The 19,625-nt window shown below is 58.8% G+C and carries 14 protein-coding genes; 13 read left to right on the top strand and 1 reads right to left on the bottom strand.

Annotated features, from left to right (window positions below; translation table 11 throughout):
• Nucleotides 1-62: 62 nt before the first annotated feature.
• The 6 genes from AC2TEM_RS07160 (at nt 63) to AC2TEM_RS07185 (ending at nt 9,736) form a co-directional block, all read left to right on the top strand.
• Complete coding sequence (locus AC2TEM_RS07160) at nt 63-1,616, top strand: altronate dehydratase family protein (protein ID WP_170394141.1); 1,554 nt, start codon at nt 63-65, stop codon at nt 1,614-1,616.
• Between the two features lie 29 nt (nt 1,617-1,645).
• A complete protein-coding gene (locus AC2TEM_RS07165) occupies nt 1,646-3,184 on the top strand; it encodes a sugar ABC transporter ATP-binding protein (RefSeq protein WP_480790491.1) in 1,539 nt (512 codons plus the stop codon).
• Nucleotides 3,181-4,188 carry an ABC transporter permease gene (locus AC2TEM_RS07170; protein ID WP_170423121.1) on the top strand — a complete coding sequence of 336 codons (1,008 nt, stop codon included), beginning with the start codon at nt 3,181-3,183 and terminating at the stop codon, nt 4,186-4,188. Before AC2TEM_RS07165 ends, AC2TEM_RS07170 begins: the two co-directional genes overlap by 4 nt.
• A 47-nt stretch (nt 4,189-4,235) precedes the next feature.
• Nucleotides 4,236-5,180, top strand: a complete 945-nt coding sequence (locus tag AC2TEM_RS07175; protein ID WP_170423123.1) for an ABC transporter substrate-binding protein — start codon at nt 4,236-4,238, stop codon at nt 5,178-5,180.
• Nucleotides 5,181-6,019: 839 nt separating this feature from the next.
• A complete protein-coding gene (locus tag AC2TEM_RS07180) occupies nt 6,020-7,270 on the top strand; it encodes an aminotransferase class V-fold PLP-dependent enzyme (protein ID WP_170423125.1) in 1,251 nt (416 codons plus the stop codon).
• 21 nt (nt 7,271-7,291) lie between these two features.
• Complete coding sequence (locus AC2TEM_RS07185) at nt 7,292-9,736, top strand: FAD-dependent oxidoreductase (protein WP_170423127.1); 2,445 nt, start codon at nt 7,292-7,294, stop codon at nt 9,734-9,736.
• Nucleotides 9,737-9,752: 16 nt separating this feature from the next.
• Here the strand turns inward: AC2TEM_RS07185 and AC2TEM_RS07190 are convergent, their stop codons facing one another.
• Nucleotides 9,753-10,637, bottom strand: a complete 885-nt coding sequence (locus tag AC2TEM_RS07190) for a LysR substrate-binding domain-containing protein (protein WP_480856057.1) — start codon at nt 10,635-10,637, stop codon at nt 9,753-9,755.
• 206 nt (nt 10,638-10,843) lie between these two features.
• Here AC2TEM_RS07190 and AC2TEM_RS07195 point away from each other — a divergent pair, with 206 nt between their 5' ends.
• The 7 genes from AC2TEM_RS07195 to AC2TEM_RS07225 are packed head-to-tail and all read left to right on the top strand — an operon-like array spanning nt 10,844 to nt 19,615.
• A complete protein-coding gene (locus tag AC2TEM_RS07195; RefSeq protein WP_170608943.1) occupies nt 10,844-12,199 on the top strand; it encodes an MmgE/PrpD family protein in 1,356 nt (451 codons plus the stop codon).
• 16 nt (nt 12,200-12,215) lie between these two features.
• Nucleotides 12,216-13,457, top strand: a complete 1,242-nt coding sequence (locus AC2TEM_RS07200; protein ID WP_170608941.1) for an FAD-dependent oxidoreductase — start codon at nt 12,216-12,218, stop codon at nt 13,455-13,457.
• Nucleotide 13,458: 1 nt separating this feature from the next.
• On the top strand, nt 13,459-13,722 hold the full coding sequence (locus tag AC2TEM_RS07205; protein ID WP_170407402.1) for a sarcosine oxidase subunit delta: 264 nt from the start codon (nt 13,459-13,461) through the stop codon (nt 13,720-13,722).
• The gene (locus tag AC2TEM_RS07210; protein WP_170423137.1) at nt 13,722-16,559 is read left to right on the top strand and encodes a 2Fe-2S iron-sulfur cluster-binding protein; all 2,838 of its coding nucleotides are present in this window, start codon (nt 13,722-13,724) and stop codon (nt 16,557-16,559) included. The genes AC2TEM_RS07205 and AC2TEM_RS07210 overlap by 1 nt, the downstream gene beginning before the upstream one ends.
• A gap of 2 nt (nt 16,560-16,561) precedes the next feature.
• Complete coding sequence (locus AC2TEM_RS07215; RefSeq protein WP_170423139.1) at nt 16,562-17,110, top strand: aminomethyltransferase family protein; 549 nt, start codon at nt 16,562-16,564, stop codon at nt 17,108-17,110.
• The gene (locus AC2TEM_RS07220; protein WP_170423141.1) at nt 17,107-18,072 is read left to right on the top strand and encodes a D-2-hydroxyacid dehydrogenase; all 966 of its coding nucleotides are present in this window, start codon (nt 17,107-17,109) and stop codon (nt 18,070-18,072) included. Before AC2TEM_RS07215 ends, AC2TEM_RS07220 begins: the two co-directional genes overlap by 4 nt.
• Nucleotides 18,073-18,076: 4 nt before the next feature.
• Nucleotides 18,077-19,615, top strand: coding sequence for a trimethylamine methyltransferase family protein (locus AC2TEM_RS07225; RefSeq protein ID WP_170423143.1), 1,539 nt, complete (start codon nt 18,077-18,079; stop codon nt 19,613-19,615).
• Nucleotides 19,616-19,625: the final 10 nt, after the last annotated feature.

Genomic DNA, 19,625 nt, shown 5'->3' on the forward strand with positions numbered 1-19,625 from the left:
CATGTTAGTTGACAAGTAGAGATATTGGATTTAGCAACATTGACCAAGCAAGTGGAGAAGAGATGCGAGCGAACGGCAGCATAAACGTTTTGGAAGAGGCGGCTCGCGATGTCGTAAAGCTAAATCCGCAGGACAACATCGTTATTGCTTTGCGTGACTTGCAAGCGGGTGAGCAGCCGGCACATGTTCCCGTGCAATTGGCTGCGCCCGTTACCCGCGGCCACAAGCTAGCCGTGTCATCAATCCAAACTGGCGAGAATATTGTCCGCTACGGTCAGATCATCGGGCAGGCCAAATGCGATATAGCGCCTGGCGAACATATCCATGTGCACAACCTTGGCATGGGGGCGCATCAGCAGGACTATGCACATGCCAGCGCCAACACCCCGCTGCCTGTTCTGACTGAAAAGCGTACATTCGACGGATACCATCGATCTGACGGTAAAGTGGGAACCCGAAACTACATCGGGATTCTAACCACCGTGAACTGCTCGGGTTCGGTAGCGCGTTTTATCGCCGACGCAGCGGAAAAGACCGGGTTCTTGGAAAGCTATCCCAATGTTGACGGTGTGGTCCCGATTGTGCACGGGACCGGATGTGGAATGTCCAGCAAGGATGAGGGTTATGCCACCCTGTTTCGGACGTTGGCCGGCTATGCACAGCATCCGAATTTCGGGGGTATTCTGCTGATCGGTCTGGGCTGCGAAGTCATGCAGGTGGCAGATCTTGTCGGCGGTCGACCAATCCGCGCTGACGGTGCGCTGCGTTATATGACCATTCAGAACGAGGGCGGAACACGCCGCACTATCGAACGGGGGCTGGCGGAGTTGCGCGGCATCGCCCATCTGGCCAATCAAGCCGAACGCGCTCCGGCTCCGATCAGTGCCATCACGGTCGGTATGCAATGCGGCGGCTCGGACGGGTATTCTGGGATAACCGCGAACCCGGCGCTGGGGTATGCGTCGGATTTACTGGTGCGCCATGGCGGAACAACGATCCTGTCGGAAACCTCGGAAATCTACGGTGCCGAACACCTGCTGACCCGGCGGGCCGAGACGGTTGAGGTGGGTGAAAAACTGATCGAACGCATCCACTGGTGGGAGGACTACACGGCCCGAAACGGCGGTGAGATGGACAACAACCCAAGCCCAGGCAACAAGCGCGGGGGGCTCACAACCATTCTTGAGAAATCGCTTGGTGCCGTAGCTAAGGGAGGCACCGCGCCACTGCGAGACGTCTACAAATTCGGTGAGATGATCGACAAGAGCGGGTTTGTCTTCATGGACAGCCCCGGTTTTGATCCGTGTTCGGTCACCGGGCAAGTCGCTTCGGGTGCGAACCTGATTGTGTTTACCACCGGGCGTGGTTCGGTGTCTGGATATCAGCCAACGCCCTGCATCAAGCTGGCCACCAATTCCGAAATGTATGCCCGCATGGCCGAGGATATGGATCTGAACTGCGGTGACATCGTGACAGACGGGATCAGCATCGAGAGCAAGGGCGAAGAACTGTTCGAAATACTGATCCGTGTCGCCTCAGGCAAGAAAACCAAAAGCGAGGAACTTGGATTTGGGGGCGTTGAATTCGTCCCCTGGCAAATTGGTGCGGTGATGTAAACCGCGTTGGCCCAAGGGGAGAGGGGCAAATGGGAGGCAATAAAAATAGACTGGTCGAAATGACGGGGATTGATAAGTTTTTCCCCGGCGTGCACGCGCTGAAATCCGTGCAATTCGATCTTGAACCGGGTGAAGTTCACGCGCTGATGGGCGAGAACGGTGCCGGTAAAAGTACGTTGATGAAAATCCTGTCGGGTATTTATCAACGTGACGGTGGGACCTTGAAGATAGAAGGGCGCGAAGTCAGTCCGACAGCCCCGCGCGAGGCGCAGGATCTAGGTATTGGGATCATCCATCAGGAACTGAGCCTGATGAACGACCTGACTGTAGCCCAAAACATTTTTATCGGACGCGAACCGCGTAAGAGCTTTGGCCGTTTGGACGAGGCGGCGCTGAATGCGCAGACTGCCGAAATCTTTGCTTCGATGAACCTCAGCCTTGATCCCAAGGCGTTGGTTGGCAGCCTGACCATCGCAAAACAGCAAATGGTCGAGATCGCCAAGGCACTGTCCTTTCGGTCCAAGGTGCTCATCATGGACGAGCCAACAGCGGCCCTGAATGACGCCGAGATTGCCGAGCTGTTCGTGATCATCCGCCGCCTCAAGGCTGAAGGTGTGGGCATCGTTTACATTAGCCACAAGATGGACGAGCTGAAGCAGATCTCGGATCGCGTGACGGTTATGCGCGATGGGGAATATGTCGGAACAGTTGGGGCTGCTGAAACCCCGATCAGCCAGATCATCGCCATGATGGTGGGCCGAGAGGTCAAGGAAGAACCGCTGGACGTGCCCGACCTGGGTGATGCGGAGATGTCTTTGCAAGTCACAGGGCTGAGCCGGAGCAACGAAATTCAGGACGTCAGTTTCTCGGTCCAAAAGGGTGAAATTCTGGGCTTTGCCGGTCTGATGGGCGCAGGTCGTACAGAGGTTGCACGGGCTATCTTCGGGGCCGATCCCAAAGATAGCGGCGAAATCCGGGTACATGGTCAGGTGGTGTCGATCAAATCACCCTCCGACGCCGTCAAAGCGGGGATTGGATACCTGTCCGAGGACCGAAAGCACTTCGGTCTCGCCACTGGTATGAATGTACGCGACAACATCGCGCTTGCCTCGATGGACCTGTTCACCGGCGCAGGCGGGGTTCTGCACGATGGTGAAATCAGCGACACCGCCAAAAGCTACATCCAGCAATTGGGCATTAGAACGCCATCGGATGTGCAGGAGGTTCGCCTACTGTCAGGCGGCAATCAGCAGAAGGTTGTCATCGCCAAATGGCTGCTGCGCGACTGCGATATTCTGATCTTTGACGAACCGACCCGCGGTATCGACGTCGGCGCGAAATCCGAGATTTACAAGTTGCTGGAAGAACTGGCAGGGCAGGGCAAGACGATCATCGTGATCTCATCCGAACTTCCCGAGATCATGCGTCTTAGCCATCGCATCGCCGTGATGTGCGAAGGACGACTGACCGGCATTCTGCCCGGCGGAAAAGACACCACTCAAGAAGACATCATGCATCTGGCCACGCAACGTGCGGCGGCGATGCAGGTAACAGGGACAGTCCAATGACCACAGCAACCGACATCGAAAAGAAAAAGCCACTATCGGGCCTCGCGGACAGTGGCGCCTATCAAAAGCTGTTGGCCTTTGCCAGTTTGATCGTCCTGCTGATCGGATTTTCTATTGCGTCGCCGAATTTCATGCAGACATCGAACATGATCGCCATTCTGCAGGCGACATCAGTGAATGGCGTTCTGGCCGTCGCCGCGACGCTGGTCATTATCACCGGCGGGATCGACCTTTCAGTCGGAACACTGATGACCTTCTGTGCTGTGATCGCCGGGGTGGTCCTGACATATCTCGGCATGCCCTTGCTGTTGGGTGTGGCCGCAGCCATTGCGGCGGGCGCATTTTGCGGACTTTGCTCGGGCACTTTCGTAGCGAAAATGAAAATTCCGCCATTCATTGCGACGCTTGGAATGATGTTGATCCTCAAAGGCCTGTCGCTGGTGATCTCGGGCACGCGACCAATCTACTTCAATGATACGCCGGGCTTCGATCTGATTTCGCGCGGGTCGCTGATCGGAGAGGTTTTCCCGTCGCTGCCCATCCCCAATGGGGTCTTGATCCTGTTCCTGGTTGCCATCGCGGCCTCGTACATTCTGGGGCGCACGGTTCTAGGCCGGTACACCTTTGCACTTGGCTCAAATGAGGAAGCAGTGCGCTTGTCCGGCGTGAACACCGACATGTGGAAGATGCGCATTTACGCTCTGGCCGGCGCGATCTGCGGCATCGCCGGAATCCTCATCGCCTCGCGCCTGAATTCCGCACAACCGGCATTGGGACTGGGTTACGAGCTGGAGGCGATCGCAGCTGTGGTGATCGGCGGCACCTCCTTGTCCGGTGGACGCGGGACGATCCTGGGTACGCTGATCGGTGCGCTTATCATGGCCGTGCTGACCAACGGATTGCGCGTGCTGTCCGTTGCGCAGGAATGGCAGACCGTTGTGACCGGCGCAATCATCATCCTGGCCGTCTATGCCGATATGGCACGGCGCAAGAAATCGGGATGACCTAGCAGCTAATTCAAAGACCAAAACGACCAACTGGAGGAGAAAACATGTTATCACGTCGTTTCATTCTGGGTGCGCTGAGTGCAGCCACCCTGGCAGGACCCGCCTCGATGGCGGCAGCCGAAGAGATCTACATCCCGCTGGTATCCAAAGGCTTCCAGCATCAGTTCTGGCAGGCCGTGAAGTCGGGTGCGGAGCAGGCGGCTGACGAATTTGATGTCACCATCACATTCGAAGGCCCGGACAATGAGACCATGGTGGACCGTCAGATCGACATGCTGGCTGCCGCTCTGGCCAATAATCCAAAGGCAATCGGTTTTGCCGCGCTGGACAGCCAGGCTGCTATCCCGCTTTTGAAACAGGCCAACAAAAAGGGCATTCCGATCATCGCCTTCGACAGTGGTGTTGATAGCGATATTCCGCTTTCAACCGCGACAACGGACAACCTGGCGGCAGCAGGGTTGGCAGCAGACAAGATGGCTGAAAAAATCGGGGGCAAAGGGAAGGTTGCTGTTGTCGCCCATGACCAGACAAGCCGCACAGGTATTGATCGTCGCGACGGTTTCGTCAATCGCATGGCTGAGAAGTATCCGGATATTGAAGTTGTCACGGTTCAGTACGGCCAGGGCGACCACCTGAAATCGACCGAAGTCACCAAGGCGATCCTGACGGCTAACCCTGATCTAAATGGTATCTTTGGCACCAACGAAGGCTCAGCTATTGGTGTTGTAAACGGTGTTCAGGAGCTGGGCACCGAGGGTTTGGTGATCATCGGTTATGACAGTGGCAAGGCCCAGAAAGACGCAATCAAGAGCGGTCTGATGGCGGGTGCGATCACGCAAAACCCTGTGGGCATCGGCTATGAGACTGTGAAAGCAGCGGTTGCGGCTCTGAATGGGGAAGAGGTTCCAGGTCTGATCGACACAGGCTTCTACTACTACGATGCCTCGAATATTGACGACCCGAAGATCTCGGCCGTTCTGTACGACTAAAAGTACTTATTAACACTGTCCGGCCTGCCTTTTTGGTGGGCCGGACAACCAATGTTCATCGTTCAGGTGAATTATGTCAGTTTTTGCGGGGCAACGGCGTTTGGGTCGCAACACCGGTCTGTCGCTGCTCTGCGCATGTCCTTGGTGCGTCGATGATGGGTTTAAGCCTAATTAGCAGAAATTTTGGCAAATTGATTTAATACTCGAAGTCTGGACATAAGCTAACCTGTTGCAGACGATTAACTTTTCAGCTTTCAATCAGCAAGCTCTATACACCAATATGTTACAAGCTATTGACCATCGACGAATGCGCCACCAGCGCGGGAGTGGTTCGCGGTATCGCCGCGTCGAAGGCAAGTTCGTGATCTCTTACAATGGCGATTAGTCAGGTCTGAAAGGCGTGACGAAATCCCAAACTGCTGTAAACAAATGCATGAATCGCTATCAATCTAAATACCCCTGCCGATATGGGAATATCTGGAATGCAGGATGCATGCCCGCTTCTACGATGTCTGGTTTGTGATGGCGGTACAGGCTGCGCCAATGAGGTTGGATCGTCACTCTCTCAACACCGTCCTGCAAAGCGATGTCTCTAGAACAACGCTCAGGTTACAAACCGTCGGCCTGACCAGCGGTTTCTCAACCAAGCGAAGGCATGCGTGAGGGTGTGATCGGGCCGACGAAATTGAAATTCGCGAACCATATCGTTCTTGTGGCTGAGTTCTCTTGGCTCGATGGTCTCAATTTCCACCCACAATGCCCCAAGTTTTTTTGTGAGTAGTTTTGCAAAAGGGCGCATATATCTTGCCAGAATGACATTTTCGCAGGAATGGTTCCCGATGACTAAGATCACTCCAGAATTGCTTGAACAAATCCGTGCCCGATTTGCGCAGGTCGACCACTGCCCGCAGCAGGGACCGCGTATTTTCTTTGAAAACGCGGGTGGCGCGCTGACGCTGAATTCGGTTGTGGGCACCTCGCAGGCTTATGCTTCGATCCCTGACAATCAGGGCCGCGACAACCCGGGAAGTCACGAACTGGTGCGGGTAATCAACAAGGCCAAAGAAGATATGGCCGTGTTCATGAACGCCCCCGGTGGCCAGTTCTTTGTCGGCGAAAGCGGGACCGAGCTGCTGTTTCGTTTGATAATGAACGCCTGTCTGGGCACAGGCACCGGTCGGGTGCTTGGCACAACGCTGGAACATCCCGCGACCCGAAGCGCTTGCGCGCGTTGGGCCGGGGTGGCCGGGCAAGTTCATGTTCTGGTGGTCCATGACGACGCCACAGGCACCGTCACCGCAGATGCTTATGCGGCGCAGGTAACGCCGGACACAAAGGTTGCGACTATCGTGCACACCTCGCCGGTGACCGGTATGGGCGTGGATGTAGCGGCTGTGGCTGCCGAGATCCGCGCCGTTGCGCCCAATTGCTTCATCATAATCGACGGTATCCAGCACGCCGCGCATGGCCGGATCGACCTGACCGCCTATGATGTCGATGGCTATGTGATCTCGCCTTACAAGGTGTTCTCGCGCCATGGTTACGGGGTGGCCTGGATTTCTGACCGGCTGACCAAGCTGCCACATAACAGCTTGATCGACGGCCCCGCCGACAATTGGGAAATGGGGACGCGTGATACCGGCTCTTACGCTACAATGTCTGACGTAATCAGCTATTTCGAATGGCTGGGCGCACAGGTCAGCGACGCCACCGACCGGCGCGCAAAATTCGTCGCTGCCGGAGAGGCGATCCATGAGCAGGAAAAAGCTCTGACTGATGCGATGATCCGCGGAACCGGCAACCTGCCTGGGCTGGCCGAGATGGAGAAGGTGACCATTCTGGGCGGTGTCGATAACCCTGCACGCGAGGGGCTGGTGTCACTGCAGGTCGAGGGCGTGCCGTCGGTCGATGTGGTCAAGCAACTGAACGAACAAGGCATCCGTACGCATTTGCGCAAGGCCGATCACTACTCGGGCAACATCTTGACACCGCTTGGCATGGACAGCTGCGTGCGTGTTTCGATGTGCCACTACAACAGCGTCGCCGAAGTGGCCCAGTTTCTGGGTGCAATGAAAACCATCGCCGCCTGAGGCATTTGAGAGGGGAAGCACATGAAAACGCATGCACAAGCGGTTGTAATCGGCGGTGGCCTAGCCGGCTGTTCAATTCTGTATCATCTCGCCAAGTTGGGTTGGACCGATGTGGTCCTGCTAGAGCGGGACGAACTGACCAGCGGCTCGACCTGGCACGCGGCGGCCAACATTCATGGGCTGCATGACAACAACAATATCACCCGCATCCAGCACTATACGATGAATCTATATAAAGAGCTGGAACAGGAAACCGGTCAGAGCTGCGGCGTGTTCCAGCCCGGCTCGCTCTATTTAGCGCAAACCGAAGAACGCGAGCATCAGCTGCGCCTACAGGAAGCCAAGGCTAAATTCTATGGTTTGAACTTCCACGAGGTCAGTCGCGAGCAGGCCAAGGAACTGCACCCGCTGGCGCAGTTCGACGATATCCGCTGCATCATGTATGAACCCGATGGCGGCAATGTGGATCCCTCGGGCGTGCCCCACGCCTATGCTGCCGGTGCCCGCGCCATGGGAGCAACCATAGAACGGTTCTGTCCGGTACTAGGTACGGATCAGCAACCCGACGGGTCTTGGATCGTGCGTACCGCAAAGGGCGATATTCACACGCAATGGGTGGTGAATGCCGCTGGTCTTTGGGGCCGCGAAGTTGCGGCGCTGGCGGGGCTGACTCTGCCGTTGCAACCGACCGAGCACCAGTACTTCGTGACTGAATCCATCGAAGAAGTTGCCAATCTGGGCCGTCGCCTTCCGTCAATTGCAGACCGGGATGGCGAGTACTATTTCCGTCAGGAAGGCAACGGATTGCTCATCGGGGCCTATGAGAAGGACATGAAGTTCTGGGCCGAGGACGGTACGCCGCTGGACTTTGCCCATGACCTGTTCCCCGACGATTTGGATCGGATCATGGAAAACGTGATCCGCGCTACCGAACGTGTGCCAGTTGCCGCCACCGCAGGGGTCAAACGGGTGATCAACGGGCCGATGATCTGGTCTCCGGACTCCAGCGCCTTGTGGGGTCCGGTGCCCGAACTGAAGAACTATTTCCTCTGCGGCGGACTGATCCCGGGTTTCTCGCAATCGGGTGGTCTGGGCCTGCTGGCGGCGCAGTGGATGATCGAGGGCGAGCCGCAATACGACATGTTTGCATGGGATCTGGCCCGCTTCGGCGACTGGGCCGACAAAAAATTCACCAAGGCACGGGTTGAGGACCAGTATACCCACCGTTTTGCCATCCACTTCCCGAACGAGGAGCGTAGTGCAGGTCGCCCCGCCCGAGTCCGCCCTGCCTTTGAAATGCAGAAAGACATGGGCTGTGTCTTTGGTCTGAACTGCGGCTGGGAGCATCCCCTATGGTTCGCCGATCAGCCCGGTGTACAGGAAACCAACGGCTTCACACGCCAGAACTGGTGGGAGCCGGTGGGACGTGAGGTACAGATGCTGCGGGAGAATGTGGGCGTCATCGACATATCGAATTTTGCGAACTACATCATCAAAGGACCCGGCGCGCAAGATTGGCTGGATCGCTTGGTCGCCAACCGCGTACCGACCGTGATCGGGCGGTCTTGCCTGACGCCGCTGATCTCTGTCCGTGGCGGCGTGGCTGGCGATTTCACCATAACCAAGGTGGCCGATGACGAATACATGATGATCGGATCGGGCATGGCCGAGCGCTATCATCAACGCTTCTTCAACATGATCGACCTGCCAAAGAACACAACCTTCGAAGTCGCCACGGACCGCATAGCAGGGTTCAACGTCGCCGGTCCGAAAGCGCGTGACCTGCTGCAGCGGCTGACCAATGCAGACCTGTCGAACGAGGCGTTCCGCTTTATGCGCTCGGCCACAATCGAGGTTGCAGGTGTCACCTGTCTGGCCATCCGCGTCAGCTTTACCGGCGATCTAGGGTGGGAGTTGCACTGCGCCGAAGAAGATCAGACCCGCCTGTACGCTGCGCTGCTGGATGCGGCCAAGCTGCTGGATGGCGGCCCCGTTGGCGGCCGCGCGCTGGGGTCGTTGCGGATCGAAAAAGGTTATGGCTCATGGGGCCGTGAGTATTCGCAGGAATACTGGCCGCAAGAGGTCGGGCTGGCGGGCCTGATCAAGCTAGACAAGGATTTCCTGCACAAGGATGCGTATCTGTCGGTCAAGGACAACGCCGCGCGCGAAGTGCTGTCAATCTTCGAGGTCGAAGTCTCCGAGGATGCCGACGCGACCGGCGGTGAGCCGATTTTTACCCCGGATGGTACCCCGGTTGGCCGCGTGACATCCGGTGCATACGGCTATTCGGTCGGCAAATCGCTAGCGCTTGGCTATATAAACCCTGAGGTCGCACAACCTGGTGATACGGTCGAAGTGTTCATCCTTGGCATGCCCCATAAAGCGAAAATCCTGTCCGAGCCTCCCTTTGATCCGGATGGAAACCGCCTGCGCGATGTTAAACCGGCACTGGAAGGGGCTGCCTGAGCAGCCCCGTTGCAGGTCAGCGGTTCATGCTGGCGGCGGCGTTTAGCAGCCAGTCCTGAAACAGCCTGACCGACGGTGAAACGGGTTTTTCCTTGAGACGCACGAAATAGGCCCATGGGCTGTCCAAATCGAATTCGAACGGTTCGATCAGCAGCCCCCGGTCCACATAAGACCCGGCCAGAGAGCGGGGCAGGGCGACGCAGCCCAACGACTTCGCCGCCATCTCCATTGCCAGATTTGAAGCGTTGGTTCGCAGCCCTTCCTTCTGGTTCAGGTCTGCCAGATCAAAATGGCGTGCGACCCGTTCCCAATAAGCTGGACGACCCAGAATATGGATCAGAGGTGCCTCTTGCAGTTGCGCCGGATCGGTCAGCTGGGCGCCATTGACTGTGAATTCGGGCGCGCACACGACCGCAAGCTTTTCGGCCCACAGCTGCCGCGCGCCCACCGTCACATCGTCAATATGATTGACCGTTATCGAAATGTCCGAGACGTTCGGCTCGACATCAATCCAGACGGTGCCGTGTACCGTCAGGTCGATATCCGGGTGCTGGTCGCTAAAACCCCGGATTACGTCCGGTAGCCAATTCTCGGCCAGGCTGACCGGGCAAGACACGACGACTTTGCGGGTGTGTGACCGCTGGATGACCGATTGTGTGGCCACGTCAATCTCATGCAGAGCATGCCGCACTGAAGGCAGATACGCCTCGCCCACGTCGGTCAGCGACAATGACCGGGCATGGCGCACGAACAGAGGCCGCTGCAAAAACTCTTCGAGCGAACGCACATGGTTGCTGACGGCGGATTGGGTGCAGTTCAGCTCATCTGCCGCGCTGGTAAAGCTGAGGTACCGGGCGGCGGCCTCGAAGGAGCGCAGGAAGATCAGGTGGGGCAGGTTCATCATGGCGATAGGTTCCTGGGCGAGCGGGTAGGTGGTGCGCCGGGAATTCTGTTTCGCGGCGGGAATTGATCTGGTTCATATGCTACAATGGAGCGGAGCCAAAGCTACAAATTTTCCGGGGCCATTGCCCTCGTATTGTTTTCGTGCTGCGATGGGCAAACACACTTAGGTTTTGGCCGAACCCGAAACCTCATCTGTAGGGCATCGTGACCAACACATTTCAAACTATCGCAAAGTTTGCGCTAAATCGAAGGGTGCAGGATTTCCCCGACAGCGCGCTCGAAGCGGCGGCACTGATGCTGCTGGACACGATGGGGATCACCATCGGGTCCGGACCGATGCAGGCCGGTCAGATCGCGCGTGACAGCGCAGTGGCGCTTTACGGTGCGGGCGATCCGGGCCTCAGCGCACGGATGCTGTTCGATGGCCGCAAGGTTAGCGTTGCCGGCGCGGCTTATGCCGCTGCGACTCAGACCGATAATCTGGATGGCCATGACGGCTATAACCCCACCAAGGGCCATATCGGTGTTGCCGTTGTGCCGGCTCTGGCGGCTTTGGCGGAAACGGTCGCGGATTTTTCCGGCCCCGAGGCGTTGGCGACCGTAACTATTGGATACGAAATCGCCGGGCGCGCCGGGATTTCGTTGCATGACACAGTCAGCGACTACCACACTTCCGGCGCATGGAACGCGTTGGGAGTTGTGGCCGTTGCCGCCCGTCTGCGCGGGCTGAGCGCAGAACGGATGCGGCAGGCCATGGGCATCGCCGAATATCACGGGCCGCGCAGTCAAATGATGCGCGAGATTGCCAACCCCACCATGCTGCATGACGGCTCGGGCTGGGGCGCGCTGGTGGGTGTATCCTCGGCAGTGCTGGCCGAGAAGGGATTTACCGGCGCGCCGGCGATCACAATAGAGGCGGATGAGGTCGCGCATCACTGGCGGGATCTGGGCAGCTTCTGGCAGATGGAACATCAATATGTGAAGCCCTATCCGATCTGTCGTTGGGCCCATGCGGCGATCGACGCCACTAGGGCGCTGATGCGTGAATATGGCCTGTCTCATCAGGACATTGCCGCGATTCAGGTGAACACTTTCCACGAAAGTGCCTGCCTGTTTCAGGGTATGCCGGATGACACTTCGAAGGCGCAGTATTCGCTGCCCTTCGCTGTGGCGACGATGGTGGCGCACGGCCGTATCGGGGTCGAGCATATCACCGGCGCGGGCCTCTCCGATCCGCTGGTCGCGGCGATTGTCGACCGTATCTCGGTGGCCGAGACCGCGCGCCATTCCGACCGCTTTCCTCAAAGCCGCGTTGCTGATGTCGTCATGACCTTGACGGATGGGCGGGAACTGGCGTCGGGCGACGTCCACGCGCGCGGCGGGCCCGAGGCACCCATGGACCGTGACGAAGTGATCGCCAAGTTCATGGAGTTCGCCAGTCCACCGCTGGGGGTCAGCCGTGCCGCCGCCATACGCGACGCGGTTCTGGGGTTGCAGTCGCCGGACGCCAAATTCTCGGATCTCGGCGCGCTGATTTATGACGCCGCTGACAACCGCTGAAATCAGGACAACAAAAATGCCGCTAAGGCTGCTGAAATACGGGCTATCCGCCGATTACCCTGTCACCGGAGACATTCCGACCACGCCAGAGCTTAAACCCAGTTACGATGTGGTCATCGTAGGTGGTGGCGGCCACGGACTGGCCTGTGCCCACTACCTATCAAAGTATCACGGCATCACCAATGTGGCTGTGCTGGAAAAGGGTTATCTGGCGGGCGGCAACACCGCGCGGAACACCACTACCATCCGCTCGAACTACATCACCAAAGAGGGCATCGCGTTCTACAAGGAAGGTGTGCAGCTTTACGGGGAGATGAGCGAAGAGCTGGATTTCAACGTCATGTTCAGCCAGCGCGGTCAACTGACGCTGGCCCATACCGAGGCGACGCTACGCTCGTTCCATCTGCGGGCCGAGATGGGTAAACACGCGGGCACCCGGATCGAGGTCGTTGATGCGCAGACGGTCAAGGACCTGTCCCCGCATCTGAATATGGATGAGGGCGGGCCGCTGGAAATCATCGGCGGTTTGTGGCACGCCGATGGAGGCACTGCGCGGCATGATGCGGTGGCCTGGGGCTATGCAGCGCAAGCCAGCAGGCGCGGGGTGGAAATTCATCAACGTACCGAGGTTGAAGGGTTCGACACTGCCGGTGGCAAGATCACAAAGGTGCGCACCAATCGCGGTGATATCAGTGCCGGTCAGGTGGTGATTGCTGTCGGGGGCATGAACTACGACATGACGATGAAAGCCGGGGTAGAATTGCCGATCCGTTGCTATCCGTTGCAGGCGATGGTTACGCAGCCGCTGAAACCGTGGCTGCACACGCTGGTCAGCTCGGTCAGCCTGCACACCTATCTGGTGCAGTCTTCGCGAGGCGAGATCGTGATCGGCGGTGGCTCGGACCCTTATCAGCTGTATTCCACCCGCTCGACACTGGACATGAAAGAACATCTGGCCGAAGGCGCGGTACATTTGTTCCCGTTCCTGCACGGGGTGCGTCTGCTGCGACAATGGGCCGGGATTACCGACATGACGCCCGATTACTCACCCATCATGGGTGCCAGCCCATTGTCCAACCTATGGCTAGATTGCGGTTGGGGCACTTGGGGGTTCAAAGCCACTCCGGTGGCGGGCAAGTACATGGCGCAGTCCATCGCCAACCAGAAGGTCGCGCCGATACTCGAACCCTTCACAATGGAGCGTTTCGCCACTTTTGATCTGCTCAATGAAATGGGCGCAACTGCCGCGAGCCACTGACATGAAGATCCTGATCTGCCCGATGAACGGGCCCCGCAATATTAATGAATTCCAGAGCTTCGGCCCCCTGCGCGCCAACCCCGACCCGGATGCAACCAGCGATCAGGACTGGGCACGTCACCTGTTCCGCGCCGACAATTCACGCGGAACGCTAGTGGAATGGTGGCGGCACGTGCCCTCGAACTATTTCTTTCTGGCCGAGCGCAACGCCACCACGAACGAGGTGATCCGCACTTTTGACCCCTCAGAGCTGGAGCAAAGGTGATGGCCCGACTTCCCGCACCCTGGGGCAACAGGATCAATCGAGATGCGCCGGTATCGTTCAGCTTTGAAGGGCAGGCGTTTCAGGGATACGAAGGTGATGTGATCGCCTCGGCTTTGGCCGGGCAGGGGAAGTGGATGCTGTCGCGCTCGTTCAAATACCACCGACCGCGCGGTGCGATGTCGATGGCGGGGACCGAGGCTGATACGCTGGTGCAACTGCCCTCGGACCCGAACGTGCAGGCCGACCGGCTTCCGATTTCTGCAGGGCTGCAAGTTACGGCGCAGAACGTCAACGGATCACTGTCGCGAGACCGCGACGCATTCATGGACAAGCTGGGGCGATTCATGCCGGTGGGGTTCTATTATCGCACCTTCATGGGCCCGACGCGCAATAGCTGGCTGAAACTGTGGGAGCCGCTGATCCGCAAGAAGGCGGGGCTGGGCGTTCTGGATATCAACGCACCGCATGAAGACTACGAAAAGGCCAACCTGTTTTGTGACCTGCTGGTCGTCGGCGCGGGGCTGGCCGGGTTGACCGCCGCCATCGAAGCCGCCGAAGCCGGGGCTGACGTCATCCTGGCCGAGCAGGAGCCGGTCTTGGGCGGTGCGCTGACCTATGGCCGCGATGCCGACAGGCTGTCCGACCTGCTGGCGAAAGTGCAAAGCCTGCCGAACCTCCGCATCATGACCGGTACAGTGGTGAACGGCTGGTTCGAGGACAACTGGCTGCCGCTGATCCGGGGCAACAAGCTGTTCAAGACGCGCGCGCGCGAGGTTCTGCTGGCCACCGGCTGCATCGAACAGCCCGCGATCTTCCGAAACAATGACCTGCCGGGCATCTTGCTGGGCACTGGTGCGCAACGGCTTATGCGGCACTATGGTGTGAAACCGGGCAAGCGCGCGGTGGTTCTGGCCGCCAATCTCGACGGTTATCGGGTGGCGCAGGATCTGTTGGACGCAGGCGTAGAACTGGCGGCGGTGGTTGATCCGCGCCCCGGCGGCAGCGGCGGCGAGCTTGGCCAGCTACTGTTAACAAGGGGGACGCGTGTCATTCACGGCACCGTGGGCGAGGCGCGTGGCAAGACCCATGTTACCGGCGTAAAGGTCGGCGGCGACTGGCTGGATTGCGATCTGTTGGTGATTTCGGTCGGCTATGCGCCAATGTGGCAACTGCCCTGTCATGCTGGCGCGAAACTTGGGTACAATGAAACGGCGGCGCGGTTTTCCCTGTCTCTGCCAGACGCTCCGCTGGGCATTGCCGGGGGTGTTGCCGGAGTCTTTGCGCCTGATGCAGTGGTAGCCGATGCGCAACGCGCGGCACAGACGGCGTTGACTCGTCTGGGGCTGCCAACCCGCGACATCGCGCAGGTCGAAGATGTCGAGGCTGCGTTGACGAATTTCGAACCTGCAATCGCCGGGCATCCCAAGGGCAAGGATTTTGTCGACCGGGACGAGGATATTCAAATCAAGGACCTGCAAAACGCGGTTGAGGAAGGCTATCGCGAGTTGGAGCTGATCAAGCGCTTTACCACCGTCGGTATGGGGCCGTCACAAGGGCGGCACTCGGCGCTGGCCACCGCCCGGGTGGTGGCCAAGGCGACCGACCGCACCATCGGGCAGATCGGCGTGACTACGGCCCGTCCGCCCTTTGGCCCCGAAACGCTGGGCGTGCTGTCCGGTCATCATCACCCGGCAGACAGGCGCACAGCGCTGCATCACGAACATATCCGGTTGGGGGCGGACATGCGCCCGGTCGGAGCGTGGTGGCGGCCTTATTTCTACGGCCCCAAACAAGACGCCAAGCGCCTCATCGAAGAAGAGGTGCATGCGGTGCGCAATGGGGTCGGCGTGCTGGATGTTTCAACTCTGGGCGGGCTCGAGGTGCGTGGCCCGGATGCGGGCGAATTCCTCAATCGCATTTACACCATGGCCTACAAAAAGCAGCCTGTGGGCCGGTGCCGGTACTGCCTGATGGCAAACGAAATGGGCACGGTGATCGACGATGGCGTGGCGTATCGGCCGGCCGAGGATCTGTTCTATGTCACCGCCACCACCGGGGCCGTGGCGCGGGTTTATTCGGATATGTTGTTCTGGAATGCGCAGTGGCGGTTGGATGTGGATGTGCTGAACGTCACCTCGGCCTTCTCGGGCTTCAACATTACCGGTCCCAAGGCGCGCTCCGTGGTCGAGGCGCTGGACAGCGATATCGATTTCTCGCGCGATAGCTTTGCCTATCTCGACGGGCGCAGCGGCATGGTGGCCGGGGTGCCAGTGCGCGCCATGCGGATTGGGTTCACCGGCGAGTTGAGCTACGAGCTGCACTGCCCCACCAGCTATGCCCACACCCTGTGGGATGCGGTGATGGCGGCGGGTCACGCGCACGAGTTGCGCCCTTACGGGCTGGAAGCCAGCCGGATTCTGCGGTTGGAGAAAGGCCATATCCTGATTGGTCAGGACACCGACGCGCTGACCTCGCCGGATGAGCTGGGGTTCGAATGGGCGATCTCGAAGACCAAGCCGTTTTTCGTGGGCAAGCGCTCAACCGAGATGCGCCGAAACAAAGGCCTGCCGCGCAAGCTGGTCGGGCTGACATTCGACGGGCCAGATGTACCGGGGGAAAGCTGTCTGGTACTGAGGGACGATGTACCGGTGGGGCATGTGACCTCGGTCCTGTGGTCGCCGACGCTGAACACCCATATCGCGCTGGCATATGTGCATGGCGATGACGCTACGCAAGGATCGCAGGTCACGGTGAAGTGCCGCAATGGCAAGCGCGTCGTTACAACTGTGCGCGGCCACACCTTTTTTGATCCTGAAAACAAACGGCAGGAGGTGTGATGATGCGAACCTATCCGCTTGACCCAAAGGGCGCTGCTGAAGGCACACCGCTGGTTTCCGGGCAGATTTTCCTGCAGGACCTGACCCATACGCCGCGTTTTGGCCTCAAGGGCCGAGGCACCGTGGCGTTTCTGCAATCGCGGGGCCTGAAGGTGCCAGACGTCAACGAAACCGCCGATGGCCTTCTGCGTCTGGGTCAGGAAGAGGTGGTGGTACTGGATGCGCCTGCCGACCTGTATGCCCGGTGGCAGGTCGCCGCCACGCCAAAGGGCTATTATTCCTGGCGCGAGGAAACCTGGGCCATGATGCACCTGACCGGCCCGCGCCTGTTCGATCTGCTGGCCAAGATTTGCCCGGTCGACCTGTCGCCCGGTGCCTTTCCAGTGGGAAAGATCGCCCAGACCCGCGTGGGCTATGTCGAGGCAATCACATGGCGCAACGACCGCAAAGGTGTGGGGTTCGATGTCCTTTTCGACGTCGCCGCCACTGCTTTTTTCGCCAACGCGGTAGCCATTGCCAGCGCCGAGTTCCAACCGGAGGTACCCGCATGAAATCCCCCACCGTGATCTTGCACACCGATAACCCCGACGCTGCCCGTGCGGTTCTTGCTGAAGGTCATCCCGATCTGCCGATCCACACCTGCGACAGCTACGAGGCGCTCACGGGTTTGATCGAGGATACAGGGGCTGAAGTTGTCTATTCCGTTCGCTTTGCGGGCACCCCCGGCTTTCCACGCGCAGCACTGGTCGAGAACCCGCAAATCAAATGGGCTTCGGTCGGCGGCTCAGGTACCGATCACCTGAACCCTTGGAACCCTGATGAGGTAACGGTGACAAATGCCGCCGGGGTCGCCGCCGATATGATGGCACAATATGCGCTGGGGGCGATGCTGCATTTCACGCTGGATTTCCCGGGCTTTCGTGCCGCGCAGGCGCGGCGGGACTGGATCGGCGGCAAAGTCGAGCCCATCGACAGCAAGACGGTGCTGATCATCGGCCTTGGCAAAACAGGAGAGGCTGTTGCGGTACGAGCCAAAGCTATGGGGCTGAACACAATCGGTGTACGGGCCCGCCCGAAACCGACCCCCAACGTGGACGAGGTACACGGGATGGAGGCTTTGCCTGATCTCTGGCCACGCGCTGACTTTATCGTCGTTTGCGTACCACTGCTGGACAGCACGCGCGGTCTGGTCGGGGCGGAGGCTTTTGCCGCCATGAAACCGACGACGGTGATAATCGACGTCTCGCGAGGTGGGGTAATTGACGAAGCACCTCTACTGGCCGCGCTGGAACAGAACCGGATCAGAGGCGCGGCGCTGGACGTGTTCGTTACCGAACCGCTGCCTCAGGGGCACAGGTTCTGGGAACTGGACAACGTGATCGTCACACCGCACTGCAGCTCGGTCTATGACGGCTGGGATCTGAAATCGGTCCGCATGTTTTCCGAGAACCTGATGCGCTATCGCAAGGGCGAGGTGCTGAACAACATCGTAAACCCACAACGGGGATACTAGGTCAATGGCACGAGACAGACGCAGCGGCGGGCGACGCGGCAAATCCGGGCGCGCGGCGGCGGGAATCGAACAGCTGCCCTGGCAACAGGTGCGCAACAGCTATCCGCCGTTCGAGCTGTTGAACCCTGAACAGATGGATCAGCTGCATACAACCTCGATGCGCATTCTGTCCGAGGCCGGTATCCGGGTGATGGGCGACAATGTTATGGACATTTTCGAACGCGCGGGGGCCATCGTAGACCGCGACACCAAGACCATCCGTATGGACGAAACCATTGTCGCCGAAGCGTTGAAAACGGTGCCCTCGGAATTCACGCTGACCTCTCGCAACCGCGCGAAACAGATTACGCTGGGCGGCGATCATGTGAATTTTGGTTTGGTTGCCGGGCCGCCGAACGTACATGACTGTATCAAAGGCCGCCGTCAGGGTAATTACGATGACTATTGCAACTTCATCCGGTTGGCGCATCACTTCAACGCTATCCATCTGATCGGCAATCAGGTGATGGCCCCGATCGAAATGCCCGCCAACAACCGCCATCTGGACACCTACAACGCCAACCTGAGCTATAGCGACCTGAGCTTTCACTGCACCGCTATCGGGCGCGGGCGGGCGATGGATGGCATCAACATGATGGCGATTTCGCGCGGTCAGAAACCCGAGGACATGCGCGGCGATCCGGGGGTGATCACAATCATTTCGGTGAACTCTCCACGCCTGTTCGACGATGCCATGGGTGACGGCCTGATCGCGATGGCCGAGTATGGTCAACCGGTGACGGTCACGCCGTTCACTCTGATGGGGGCCATGACACCGGTCACGCTGCCTGCCGCGCTGGCGCAACAGAACGCCGAGGCGCTGTTCGGTGTGGTGCTGACGCAGTTGGTCAGCCCGGGAGCGCCTGTCATGTATGGCTCGTTCACCTCGAATGTGGACATGAAATCTGGGGCTCCGGCCTTTGGTACACCGGAGAATGCCAAGGCGAATATTGTCGGCGGGCAGTTGGCGCGGCGCTATGGCATTCCGTACCGGACATCGAATGCAAATGCGTCCAACGTGGTGGATTTGCAGGCGGCATACGAAACGATGATGGCCACCTGGGGCGCGGTTCTGGGAGGGGCTAATATCGTCTATCATGCCGCCGGCTGGCTTGAAGGCGGGCTGACCGCATCTTACGAGAAATTCGTTATGGATATCGAGATCATCCAGAACATGATGGAATTCCTCAAACCGATGAAATTTAACACGGATGAACTGGGCCTGGACACCATCAAATCGGTGCCCACTGGCGGCCATTTCTTTGGCGTCGATCACACGATGGAACGCTATGAAACCGCGTTCTACAAACCGATGCTGTCCGACTGGCAGAACTATGAAAACTGGGAGGCGGCCGGAGCCAAGGACGCCCTGCAACGCGCCACCGAGGTTTGGCAGCAGGCGCTACGCGAGTATCAGATGCCCGAGATGGATCCCTCCGTGCGTGAGGAGCTGGATGCCTATATCGCCAAACGCAAGCAAGAGATCGGCAGCGGCGAACCCTGATGGAATATCG

This window comes from Ruegeria sp. HKCCD3925 (genome assembly GCF_057221175.1).